The sequence below is a fragment of the Vibrio sp. T20 genome (genome assembly GCF_007858795.1).
Classification (GTDB): Bacteria; Pseudomonadota; Gammaproteobacteria; order Enterobacterales; family Vibrionaceae; genus Vibrio; species Vibrio satsumensis.
In genome coordinates this window covers 456,459-468,870 of sequence record NZ_VFEB01000091.1, presented here as the reverse complement: position 1 = coordinate 468,870, position 12,412 = coordinate 456,459, and the positions used below count along the sequence as shown (strand labels likewise).

The following is a 12,412-nucleotide window of genomic DNA, read 5'->3' as shown; positions in this document are numbered from 1 at the left end:
GGGGGGGGGGGGATAAATAGAAGAAGGATCTTGATGACGCTTGATATCAAAAAACAAAGGGAAAATTGGCTGTTTTTTGAACTTAGCGCTCACTTTTGTCATTAGCTCGGTGAATTGTTGAACTGAATTGGACATGATGTGTCAATTGTCAGTAACCACTAAAGACCTATAGGACAAAGGTATGCCTGATCTCTATTGCAAAGGATGTAAAAAAACAACACTACATAAGTCTATAATGAAACGTTGTGAATCAGAGCCCGAGACAGCCTCTGGCCGTATGATGCAATGGACCTCAAAGCTATTTAGTGGCAACTTATATTATGATATGGAAACGCAGCACTTTTGCCGAACGTGTAACTGCCGTTGCGAAACAGGAAGTACTGTCCCCCAAGTTGGTTTAGCCTAGCTTATAGTAAGCGCTCACTAACTTAGAGAGAAAACCTCCGCTTTAGGAGGTTTTTGCGTTTCTATGCGGCTTTGAGCGCTGGCTCAGCGTCAATGGCGTCGCCATCAATCCTCACTTCCCATCCATAGTTTGAGTATTCACTTGCTAGTGCTTGAGCAACATCTTTTGATACCGTTACGTGTGTCCATGAACCAATACCGTAAGGCTTGTATGCGAGTTCTTGTGTTTTCATAATTAGAGTTATCCTTTCTCTTTGATAATTCTATTATTCACTTTGACCTATGTCCTTTCTTTCGTTTCTGGCTCAACTTGTTTGTTAATCGGGTCATTTCTATAATAATTTGTTAATAATTAGAGTTTGATTTATAAGAGTTGCTATCGTTGTTTGTTGATTTATATTTAGCGTGAATAGGAATGGTACGTTTAGTTTTCTAAATGTGTGAGCGAAGTTTTCTTCGATTGCTCTTGGTATGGAATATACTGAGCGGAACTTAGAATGTTTAAGGTATGTTATGTCTCAGCATCAACTCGATCGTATCGATAAAGAGATACTAAGAATTCTGCATATGAAAGGGCGTTTGCCTGTCGTTGAGTTGGCAAAGCAGGTCAACTTAACGACTTCACCTTGCTCTGATAGATTGAAGCGATTGGAGAAGGAGGGCTACATCACGGGCTATCATGCTGAGCTTTGTTCAGAAAAGTTGGGACTCGATGTTCAAGTCTTTATCCATATCCGTCTCGACCAGACTAGCTTTTCGATCTTCGACAAATTTGCTCAAGCGGTTGAATTGATGCCTGAGGTGGAAGAGTGTTACTCACTGTCGGGTGACTTTGACACCATGATCAAGGTTCGAGTGAAAGACATGAAGGCGTACCAAGCGTTTATGGCAACAAAGTTAGGTACCTTGCCTGGTGTCATTCAAACACGCAGTGAAGTCGTGATTGAAGAGCATAAAAAGGGCTTTGGTGTGAATCCTGAGTTGTTGGCAACTTTAAAATAGTGTCCTGATTTCGCCTTACTAAGGTGATTTAGATATAAAAAATGGAAGCCAATAAGCTTCCATTTTTGTTGAATGTTAGAGAAAGAGCAACCCGATAGACTTGTCCGGTTTACAACGTAATTGCCGCCGAAATTAAGCCAATCACACCACCGAAGACACCCCCCCAAACGACCAACCAGCCAAGGTGTTTCTTGATCATGGTCTGAACCATCTCTTTAACCAGTTTAGGTGTTAGCTCATTCAAGCGCTGATCAATGATAGCCTCAATGTTCTCTTTGATTTCATCCATCATCGCAGGTGATTCTAGCTCATCTTTGATGGCATTTTTTACGGAATCACTCTTGCTGATTTCAATCACAGATTCCTGCATCTTCTCCACAAATGGCGCTTTCATAGGCTCTAGTGCTTCTGTGCCACCAAACATTGCCAACATGCCACCAAACTGTGAATTCTCGATAACGTGTACTAGCGAGTCGAATGCTGGATTAAAGTCGATCTTCTGAATTACAGGCTCTAGATTGAGCGACTTTCCTGTCATCTCGCTGCTTAGGAAACGGTCGATGTTACTTTCAGTAAAGAACTGTTCCATCATCAGTTGCTTGATGGCAGCCTTGAACTCTTCAAACCGTGCTGGAATAACGCCAGAACCGTATAGACCGGGTACTTTCTCGAACAACATGTGAATCGCAAGCCAGTTGGTGATGGCACCAGAAAATGCGAATAGACCTGCGTAAAGCAAGTATTGGTTTGCTGTCGCATAGCCGCCAGCAAGCAGTGCTAACGCAATAACGTTAGTTAAGACACTTTTGTTCATGGTTGATCTCTAGAAAGAATATTGCGCGCATTTTAAGAAAAAAACGCCAAGAAAAAAACAAAAGGATCGATGAAGTTTATTGGACAGGTAGTAAAGAGGGCCAAATAACCGGCATAAAAAAGGCTAGCCTCCCCCCGAAGTCTAGCCTTATTCCAGAACGCGCAAGCGAGGCGTCTTTGGTATTAATGTCATTATATAATTACGACATAACATTCTGCCACGTGTAATTTACCGCTAATTAACAAATTGGTGTGAATCACGCCGCACTTTTAAAATAGCACAAAAATCAAGCGTTCGTAGCTTGCTCAAGATCATCTGCAATGAAGCCGCCTGTTTGGTGATTCCATAGCTGCGCATAGATACCATTTTGATTAATTAGTTCTTGGTGCGTACCTTCTTCGACGATATTGCCTGCATCAAGCACGATCAGGCGGTCCATCGCAGCAATAGTCGACAGACGGTGTGCAATCGCGATTACCGTTTTGCCTTCCATTAGCTCAATCAAGCTCTCTTGAATGGCCGCTTCTACCTCAGAATCGAGTGCAGAAGTTGCTTCATCGAGAACAAGTAACGGAGCATTTTTCAGAAGAACACGTGAGATAGCGACGCGTTGACGCTGACCACCCGAAAGCTTAACGCCACGTTCACCTACTTGAGCATCATAGCCCACGTTGCCAAATGGGTCGGTAAGCGTTTCGATAAACTCATGCGCGTGCGCTTGTTTGGTAGCTGCGTAAACTTCTTCATCTGATGCTTCAGGTCGACCGTAAAGAATGTTGTCTTTGATCGAACGGTGCAACAGTGAAGTATCTTGGGTCACCATACCGATGTTGCTGCGCAGCGAATCTTGCGTCACTGTTGAGATCTCTTGACCGTCAATCAGGATGCGACCACTCTCTACATCGTGGAACCGCAGCAGTAAGTTAACTAGGGTAGACTTACCTGCACCTGAACGGCCCACTAAGCCCACCTTTTCACCCGGTTTGATGTTGAGGTTTAGGTAGTTAATCACACCCTTATTCTCACCGTAGTTAAAGCTCACGTTGTCGAAATGGATGCCACCTTGTGGAACATCCAAAGGCTTTGCGTCTTTCTTGTCTTCGATAGCGATGGGCTTAGACAGGGTTTTGATACCATCAATCACGGTACCTAGGTTTTCAAAAAGACCACCGATTTCCCACATGATCCATTTCGACATGCCGTTAATACGCAGAGCCAAACTGACCGCAATCGCGATTGCACCCACGGTGATCGCGTTATCTAACCATAGGTAGATAGAGATACCCGCAATGCTGAACACCAACAGATAGTTAGCGAATTCAACGCAGATGTTGAAGCCGGTTACTAAGCGCATTTGGCGATGGACAGTATCTAAGAAGCCTTCCATACCTTCTTCGGCGTATTCGGTTTCTCTCTTGCTGTGTGAGAACAGTTTCACAGTTGCGATGTTGGTGTAGCTATCAACAATACGACCCGTCATCAGAGAACGAGCATCCGCTTGCTCGGAAGAAACGTCTTTTAGCTTTGGCACGAAGTGCAGTTGGATACCGATGTAAATGAATAGCCAAATCAGCATCGGAGCCATTAAGCGCCAATCTGATTCTGCAAGCATGAACAGCATTGCGGTGAAGTAAACTGTCACATAGACAAACACATCGACCATCTTGGTTACGGTTTCACGTACCGCGAGCGAGGTTTGCATCACTTTGGTAGCGACACGTCCGGCGAAGTCATCTTGATAGAAGGACAGGCTTTGCTTCAAAAGGTAACGGTGCGCTAACCAACGAATCGACATTGGGTAGTTGCCTAGCAAAGTTTGGTGAAGCAAAAGCGAGTAAACACTGATCAAGATTGGCATCACAACTAACAACAGAACACCAAGTCCCATTAATGTGGATTGGTTATCAGCTAAGAAGGTTTCTGGGTTGCTGGTTGACAGCCAATCAACCAGTTGACCCATGTAACCGAACAGCGCGACTTCGATGATCGCGATGGTCATGCTCATTAGGCCGAGCAAGATTAACGGCTTTTCAAAACCACGAGTGTAATGGCGGCAAAATGCCAGTATTCCAGTAGGAGGTTGTATCGGCTCTCCCTTTGGAAAGGCTTCAGTAAAGCCTTCAAATTTTTTGTACATAGATTTCCCTTTATAAACGAATGCATCGATTAGCAACTGCATCGTCTGTGTAGCTTTGTTTTTATAGGTTTGATCTGAAATTTTACAGTCTTAGTTTGAAATTATATAAGTGCCAATTCGTTCTTATAAGCATTAAGTCATTCGATGGATTTTGGTTTAAGCGATGCCGCAGGAAAGGTCCAAAGAGTGTCATTCATGACGCGTATTTTAGAGTGAATCGGACAGGAAAAGTTAAGCTTATTTCAAACGTAATTGATTGTTATGCAACGGTGATAATCCTAACGCTAAATGGATTAAATTGTAACCTAAACCCGCAGCAAGCTAGAGAATGAAGTTCGGATATTTATTCAACAAATTCTGTATCTAATATGCAAACAGTTGGTTCTTTCTGATGTGCTGCTATCTTGCAGTAAAATTTACCGAATAAACTGAGTTTTGCAGTAATTGATTGGGATAAATATTCAAATCATTATTCTTTTCAGTGAATGTTGTCGTAACAAGTTGTTTACAATTCTGAGGTAAATAAAAGATAGGGACGGTTGAAATGTTAAACCTACATAAAAAATCACTGCATATTACTAATGTTCAAAACGCCAATTGCGTTGTTATGGTGCCGCCAAAAGAGTTTAAATTTAACGAAGAAACAGCACGTGATAACGAGTTTCAGCACAGAGTCGATCTGACTGAAGCTGAGGTAAAGTTAGAAACGATGGCCGAATTTAAGGCGATGGTCGCTTCGCTACGTAAAGAAGGTGTGCAAGTTGTGGAGTTTGATTACCCTGAATTAGGTGTCGAAACCCCAGATGCGGTATTCCCTAACAACTGGTTCAGCACCTGTGGCGACGGAAGCTTATTTACGTTCCCTATGGCGTGTGAAAACCGTCAAAATGAAGTTAAGCCAAGTGCCCTTATTGAAGCACTTGAAGCGTCTGGTCGCATTGTTAACCACAGTGAGTCCCTAGAATCTTACATCGCTCAAGGTTCTTACTTAGAGAGCACGGGTGTGATGGTGATCGATCATATCAATAAGACCATCTACGCGGCGCTTTCTCAGCGTTGTGATCGTGAAGTGTTAGAAGACTATGCGAAGCGTATTGGTTATTCACGCGTGGTTTCCTTCCAAACAGCATTACCGTCGGGTCAGCCGATTTACCACACCAATGTGATGATGGCGATTGGTGATAACTTCTGCGTGATTTGTGATGAAGTGATTCCAGAATTTGAGCGCCGCTTTGTGGTGAAATCACTTGCTAAAGACAAGCAGGTTATCTCTATCTCGATCGATCAGATGAACCGATTCTGCGGCAACATTCTGCAACTGGAAACAGTGAATGGCGATAAGGTAATCGCGATGTCTCAATCGGCTTACGATGCGTTTTCTCCCGCTCAGTTAGCTCAGCTTTCTACACACGGCAAGTTGCTACCATTTAACGTGAAAACGATTGAAGACATTGGCGGTGGTTCGGTGCGATGCATGTTGGGTGAGGTGTTTTTACCAACGCGAGTGAATCGTCTGTAACAAGCACTCACTTCAGTAATGAATCTTTGAATACCACTCTTATCTCTGAGTGGTATTTTTGTTTTTATCCATCACAAATAAGACAACAAGAGCTCGATATAGGAGTCAACGCGCAAAAGCTAACGAAAATAAGCTATGAAGCATCCTTAAAAGCTCTGTGTTCGATGAACTGAGCTGACAGTGTCACGACTTCCTTGGAGTACACAAGCGCCGTGTGGTTGAGTTTGAGGGCGTAAGTATCCGTTGCTCCTCTTAGGTTGGCGTCTTCGAGTGTGACTGTGCCATCACCCGGATTTCTTCCCAGAACAATACGTCCGACTCCGGCGTCGTAGGTACCTGTAATCACGCCAATCGGCACATCAATATCGTAGTCACCCAAGCCATCGCTTAAGATCATTTTGCTCGAACCAAATATAAATCCGAGGCCATGATTCGACAGCGTTTTAGCGATAGTCGCGCCATTGTGTGGAGTCCCCGCGGTAATGATGCAGGTGTCGGCAAAGTCGGGTTGGTAGAACTTAAAGTAGTGGCGAATCAGCAAGCCACCGAGCGAGTGACCAAAGAAGTAGACCTCATCGTGTTCATCAAAACGTGCATTCACGAAGCGGTTGAGGCGTTTAGCAGCAGAAGGGAAACGCAGCGAGTTGTAAGCGAACTTGTGCGTTGTAAAGCCACGTTTTTTGAAATTTCTATCCAGATATTGCATGATCAACGCAGGCATATACAGACCATGAATTAACACTATGTGTTTGTTTTTATTATTCATTATTGCCCTCCGTCGGATGATGTTTCCAGTATATGGAGTCGCAATTCTAAACTCAACAAAACTTGCTGCGAATGGGATGTAACAGACAGAGATATTTTCAATAAAAACGACAGTTTTGGCTAGAAAAAGGGGCTCATAAATGAGCCCCATTGGTTGGAATATGTATGAGTCACTCTTTCAAGCTAGCGACACGGTGCGAAGATATCTTGGTTCTCTCGGTATTCTTTGGTTTGCACGTCCATCAAGCCGAGCAAAGAGTCGAACAGGTTGTCTTGGGAGAAGCTCTGTTCTTTGCCTGCCTTTCTTAAGCAGGTTTGGTTTATTCCTTTCTGTTCTGCAAAGCCATCAGACATCCACATGATCATAGGAACGTGGGTTTGCTCTTTCGGTGCCAATGAATAAGGCATGCCGTGCAAGTAGACGCCGTTTTCCCCTAAAGATTCACCGTGGTCGGAAATGTACATCAGTGCAACGTTGTACTTATCGGTGAGTTTCTCTAGCTTTTGAATCGCCTGTGAGAGAAAGAAATCTGTGTACAAAATCGTGTTGTCGTAGGTGTTAACCACTTGCTCTTTGGTGCAGTTTTCAATATCTGCACGAGCGCAGTCAGGCGTAAACTTCTTATGTTCTTCTGGGTAACGCTCAAAGTACGTTGGGCCGTGAGAACCCGAAATATGATAGAAAATGATGCTATCTTGTTTAAGATCTTGAGTATCTTGCTCGAAGTTCTCTAGCATCGCCGTGTCGTAACACACATCGTTATTACACAATGGATCGCTGTTTTTGGCGACGAGCGTCATCTCTTTGATTCGATGCGCGACAGCTTTATCCCCACCATCATGCTCTCGCCAGATAGAGTGGATGCCCGCGTGGTTCATAATGTCGACTACGTTATCTTGGTTGTAGGCTTTGTCCCGATCGTAGTTGCTGCGATTCATGTTCGAGAACATGCACGGTACAGAAACCGCGGTGGCTGTTCCGCACGACTGAACATCAGAGAAAAATATCGGGTTGTAAGGCTTGGTATGAGCGTTGGTTTCTCTCTCATAGCCATAATACTGGTAGTTATACACGCGAGCAGTCTCGCCAAGTACAAACACCAATAAGGTCGGCTTGCTTGCCGTTTTTGCTTGTGGTTTGAGTTGAGCATCTAAGCCCAGTTCTTGATATGGGATGGGCTGTTTGATGTAGGTGTTATTGATGTATTTCACCGTTGATGCCACATACTCAGTCGGAATGATCATCTTTTTGATGTGCGAGTTATTGCGGCCAAACGAGACGTAATCTTTGTAAAACAGTCCTGCAATAATCGCGATGACAATCAATGAAGAGAGCAATCCAATCGACTTCCAGACAAAGAAATCTTTCCATGACTCTCGCTTAAGCTTGGTAAAGAGTAGCAGCAGTGACGGGACAATCCCCATCGCAAATAACCACAAGATGGAGTGGGTACTTACATAGCTTGCTGCTTCGCCACTATTGGTTTCGAAGACGTTCTCTATCATCCCATAGTCTACATAAATGCCGTAATTGAACATGCTGTAGCTGACGAGTGTTGAGGTGATCAGCAAGACGATAAAAAATGGCTTGGAGAATATCGGCCAGTTGAAGACTTGGAAGATAAAATTGAAGGCAGCAAGGAAGAAGATAGGGATGGATATAAGAAAGGCAACGCTTTCAGACTTGGATGCCTGAACAATACTAAACAGCTCTTGGGTGAGAGGTAGGTTGATTACAAGCAGGTAATACACGGCCAACACAAAAGGCAGCTTGTTTATCGACATGTTTAAGCTTGGTAGATTCATAGGTCTTATTTTCCTGCGTCTCTTATCCCTTTATTTTAGTCTGGCTACCAAGAAAGCTCTAATATCAACGCATAAAGCTCAGATAGGCGGCGATAAACCGACTAAAGTGAAATGACGCGATAGGTGTGTAGAAACAAAAAATTCACTTTACTGAGTGACCTTCATGACAAGGTGGAACAGCAAAGTGAATTAGTATGTTCAGCTTATTCTATGTGGTTCAATCACATTAGAAGTTGTATGAACCACCGAAGCTAATGCTGTTGAAGGCTAATGTGTGATCATCATTTTTGAGTGACCCATTGCCATAAGAATAGTCATCGACACTTACTGCGTCTGCTTGCGAAATCAAGCGTAGCGTTAGGTGTTCGATTGGCGTGTATTCAACACCCAGACCAAAGTGGAAACCTGTACCGCTGTCATCAGCGTAACCAGCACTCTTATTTGCGTTTAGGTCAACAGAGCTAAGACCAGCCAATACGAACGGACGAATTGTGTTGTCGAACGTGTAACCTAGGTTTGCAGATACAGAAACAGACGTCGGAGACATTTTTTCTGCACCTTTTTTGTAGTCAGCGTAATCGTTGTAGCCAAGTTCAACACCAACAATACGATTGAACTGGTAGCCACCATATAGGTTGTAACCCATGCCGTCTGAGTCTAGGTTGCCTTGACCGTCTGTATCAGAATCTTGGTACACACCAAGGCCACCACCGATGTACGCACCGCCGTCAGTGCCTGCTGCTAATGCTGGAAGAGAAACCGCGCCGATTAAGCCCAGTGCTAATGCTGATTTCGCGAATTTGTTCATTGTTCTTACTCACTCTTTAATGTCATGCAGTATCAATTATTTTTGTTTTCGGCCTTTCGACCGTTGGTGAGTATTATTCCGTAGTCTTATACGTATTACTGTATGGCTTTGTAAGCTAAATCGTTACATAGTAGAAAACATACCCATCAGATTGCTTAGTAAGTTAGGCTGCCAAAACAAGGAATACACATGCTAATGAGACAAAACACAGGCTTGGTGGTTGTGGACGTTCAGGGCAAGCTCGCACGCCTTGTTGATGAGAGTGAGACACTTATTTCTAACTGTCGGAAGCTGATTAAGGGCGCGCAGGTTTTGGGGCTGCCAATTGTTAGCTTGGAGCAGAACCCAGAGAAGTTAGGTGCTACGGTCGACGAGCTGAATGACCTGCTGAGCGATGCTAAGCCGATACCGAAATTTACGTTTAACGCGTGTAATGAGCCCCAGTTTGTTGAGGCAGTGAAAGCCAAAGATGTGGATACGTGGTTGGTGTGTGGTATTGAGGCTCATATTTGTGTTTATCAAACCGCAATGGGCTTGTTGGAACTTGGGTATAAGGTTCAGGTGGTTAGTGATTGTATTAGTTCACGAGCAGCCCAGAATAAAAATTTGGCTATCCGTCGACTAGTAGCTGTAGGCGTGCAAATTACAGGGTTAGAAATGAGCTTATACGAGCTGGTAAGGGACTGCCGCTCGCCAGAATTTAAGCTCATTTTATCCTTAATTCGTTAGTCACCTAGGGGCTGTCTATCGCCTCCGCCTCGGTAGGAATCAAGCGCAACCTTCAAGCGGCGTAGTTTGTCGCGAGATCGGTTCTTGTGATTGACTGCTATCCCCATAGAAAGCACATCTACTAAGGCTAACATTGCGTAGCGAGACGCCGACGGTTTGTAGATGAAGTCTGTTTCCATGTGTTTGATGGGTAGCAATATATCGGCAATCTTTGCCAGCGGTGTATCTTGTGGGGTAATTGCGATGATCTTAAGGCCATACTGCTTGGCCAGTTCTGCCGTTTCAGTGATTACTGGCGTAAAACCGGTTGCTGAGATCATCACCATAACATCATTGGCATCGGCTGTTGCGGCAACCATACGTGACATCAATCCATCGTTGTAAGAGACCACTGGGTAGCCCAGTCGGAACAGTCGATGTTGCAACTCTTGAGAAGCGATGGTCGAGCCACCACCCATGCCGATAGCAATGATTTGTCTCGCGTTATGCAGCCAGCTGACAGCGGTTTCAACGTCTTGCTCTTTGAACAAGGTGCGGTTGATGTCTAGGCTCTGCTTGATCGATTCGTAGATACCTTGATAACCCGTTTGGTCAACCGGTTCGAGAATAAAACGCTGGCCGACTGTCAGTGTTTGAGCAAGCTTTATCTTCATATCACGTACGTTGCTGCAGCCGATAGCCTTAGCAAAACGCGTAATGGTGGCTTCACTCACTTGAGCACTTTCAGCAAGCTCTGTGATGCTGGCATTGGCAGCAAAATCAATGTCGTCCATGATTAGCTTAGCCACTTTCTTCTCTGCATCACGAAGAGCGGGAAAACGCTCTGTTATCTGTGAAATGATATCTACTTCTAAACTCAAGAATCCTGATCCTTTGTTGATGGGGCTAACCGTTATGGCTTAGTTTTTAAGAACCTAGCTCGTAAGAACCAAGCTATTTAGAACTAGGCTATTTGGCATTAAGCCATTTAGCACTAACCTATATAAAACTCAGCCTTAGCCCCGTTAGTATATCTGATTGCTTCGCTGATTCTAGCTTATCGAAAAATCGAACTAGAAGCAGGTTTCTACCCAATGGCTTACCTGATGTTCATCATCGCTGATCGCAATGTAGCGCCATTTATCGAAGGTTAAACATGGGTGTGATGTCGAGAAAGCAATCATGTCGCCGACTTCAATCTCAGAAGAACCGTCTGTTTCAACAAAGGTATGCTGATCCATTACCGCGGTAGCAGTGAGCCCTTTTACTGAGATAGCTTCGCCGTTACGATAGCCGCGCTCTGCAATTGGTAAACCGGCATCGAAGGCAACATCACGCTTACCTAATCCAATCACTAACTTGGTCGGCTCTGGGCGAGAGATAACATATGCCCACACTTCAAGTGCCGACTCTAAATCACCACCCAGTTCACACGCGTAACCTTGGTTTACTTGTGCGCGCTGCAACACCTTACTTTGGGCATCTAGGTAGATCCCAGTATCGTGAATGGCGTAACAACCCGGACGAATGATTGCCAAAGAATCGGTTAAATTCGCCAAACACTCTGCAACCACATCATACCAAGCAGAACCCGCGCCAGTGATGATAGGTTGCCCTGTAATTAGGCCATCTGATGCGAGGCTTTCTACAGAGGTTAGAGCTTGATTTAGGAAGGTACGAATATCTTGCTCTGCATTATCTCCATGAATAACACCTTCGTACACCTCAATTCCCGCGAGTGAAAGGGTAGGTGTATCCTGGATAACTTGAGCCAGTTCAAGAACTTCTTGAGGTGAACGACAACCACAGCGCCCGCCTGGTACTCCAAACTCGATCAGAACCTTTAGTGTTTGCTCGGTATTAGCGAAGTGTTGACTCAGTTGTTGCACGTTCACTGGTGAATCGACACAGCAGTAAAAGTCGACGTTGAATTCACGAATAAGTTGTTCAACGATCGCCATGTTGGTTTTACCCACCAATTGGTTGGCCATGATGATTCGTTTTGCACCCGCCATAGCGGCAACTTCTGCCTGTGCAGGCGTCGCTACTGTAATACCCCAAGCGCCATTTTCTAGTTGTTGGCGGAAAAATGCAGGGGTCATTGATGTTTTACCATGCGGCGACAATTTAACCTGATGGTGATCGGCGAATGATTGCATCCAATTTAGGTTATTGGTCAACGCTGATTGTTTGATAATTGCTACCGGAAGCGAAATATCTTCATCAACCAGTCGATAAACGCCGTTCTCAGTTTGTGATATTGCTCTCCCTTTTTGGCCTCTTTCAGTCAAGACGAAACAATCTTCTTGATACTTTATAACATCTTTTTGTGCAGGGTTATGTTTCATTGCTGATTCCTAACATGATTTAAGTGGTTGTTATTTAATGTTTAAATCTATCTTTCGTTTGTTTTGTGATAGAAACTATCACACAAATTAAAATATTATG

General features: G+C 44.2%; 11 protein-coding genes. 3 read left to right on the top strand and 8 right to left on the bottom strand.

Annotated elements, in window-relative coordinates; genetic code table 11:
* Window positions 1–467: 467 nt before the first annotated feature.
* Window positions 468–638 (bottom strand): hypothetical protein, encoded by a 171-nt coding sequence (locus FTW16_RS24495; RefSeq protein ID WP_186728051.1) that lies wholly within the window; start codon window positions 636–638, stop codon window positions 468–470.
* Window positions 639–918: 280 nt separating this feature from the next.
* On the opposite strand from FTW16_RS24495, the gene FTW16_RS11605 reads away from it, so the two are divergent.
* The gene (locus tag FTW16_RS11605; protein WP_017075645.1) at window positions 919–1,407 is read left to right on the top strand and encodes an Lrp/AsnC family transcriptional regulator; all 489 of its coding nucleotides are present in this window, start codon (window positions 919–921) and stop codon (window positions 1,405–1,407) included.
* Window positions 1,408–1,516: 109 nt separating this feature from the next.
* Here the strand turns inward: FTW16_RS11605 and FTW16_RS11600 are convergent, their stop codons facing one another.
* Window positions 1,517–2,221, bottom strand: coding sequence for a hypothetical protein (locus FTW16_RS11600; protein WP_017065155.1), 705 nt, complete (start codon window positions 2,219–2,221; stop codon window positions 1,517–1,519).
* A 286-nt stretch (window positions 2,222–2,507) separates the two neighbouring features.
* A complete protein-coding gene (locus FTW16_RS11595) occupies window positions 2,508–4,358 on the bottom strand; it encodes an ABC transporter ATP-binding protein (protein ID WP_146491180.1) in 1,851 nt (616 codons plus the stop codon).
* 544 nt (window positions 4,359–4,902) lie between these two features.
* On the opposite strand from FTW16_RS11595, the gene FTW16_RS11590 reads away from it, so the two are divergent.
* Entirely contained in the window at window positions 4,903–5,877 is a 975-nt protein-coding gene (locus tag FTW16_RS11590) for an arginine deiminase-related protein (protein ID WP_146491179.1), read from the top strand.
* A gap of 133 nt (window positions 5,878–6,010) precedes the next feature.
* Here the strand turns inward: FTW16_RS11590 and FTW16_RS11585 are convergent, their stop codons facing one another.
* From FTW16_RS11585 to FTW16_RS11575, 3 genes are all read right to left on the bottom strand, one after another.
* Window positions 6,011–6,643, bottom strand: coding sequence for an esterase/lipase family protein (locus FTW16_RS11585; protein WP_146491178.1), 633 nt, complete (start codon window positions 6,641–6,643; stop codon window positions 6,011–6,013).
* A gap of 182 nt (window positions 6,644–6,825) precedes the next feature.
* Entirely contained in the window at window positions 6,826–8,448 is a 1,623-nt protein-coding gene (locus FTW16_RS11580) for a phosphoethanolamine transferase (protein ID WP_146491177.1), read from the bottom strand.
* A 226-nt stretch (window positions 8,449–8,674) separates the two neighbouring features.
* Window positions 8,675–9,256: a porin family protein gene (locus FTW16_RS11575; protein WP_146491176.1), complete on the bottom strand. Its 582-nt coding sequence runs from the start codon at window positions 9,254–9,256 to the stop codon at window positions 8,675–8,677.
* A gap of 189 nt (window positions 9,257–9,445) precedes the next feature.
* Between FTW16_RS11575 and FTW16_RS11570 the strand changes: the two genes are divergently transcribed.
* A complete protein-coding gene (locus FTW16_RS11570) occupies window positions 9,446–9,985 on the top strand; it encodes a hydrolase (protein WP_146491175.1) in 540 nt (179 codons plus the stop codon).
* Here FTW16_RS11570 and FTW16_RS11565 read toward each other — a convergent pair.
* Both FTW16_RS11565 and FTW16_RS11560 read right to left on the bottom strand, forming a co-directional pair.
* Window positions 9,982–10,845, bottom strand: coding sequence for a MurR/RpiR family transcriptional regulator (locus FTW16_RS11565; RefSeq protein WP_017062019.1), 864 nt, complete (start codon window positions 10,843–10,845; stop codon window positions 9,982–9,984). The genes FTW16_RS11570 and FTW16_RS11565 overlap by 4 nt on opposite strands.
* A 192-nt stretch (window positions 10,846–11,037) precedes the next feature.
* Window positions 11,038–12,312, bottom strand: coding sequence for an amino acid deaminase (locus FTW16_RS11560; protein WP_146491174.1), 1,275 nt, complete (start codon window positions 12,310–12,312; stop codon window positions 11,038–11,040).
* Between the last annotated feature and the right edge of the window lie 100 nt (window positions 12,313–12,412).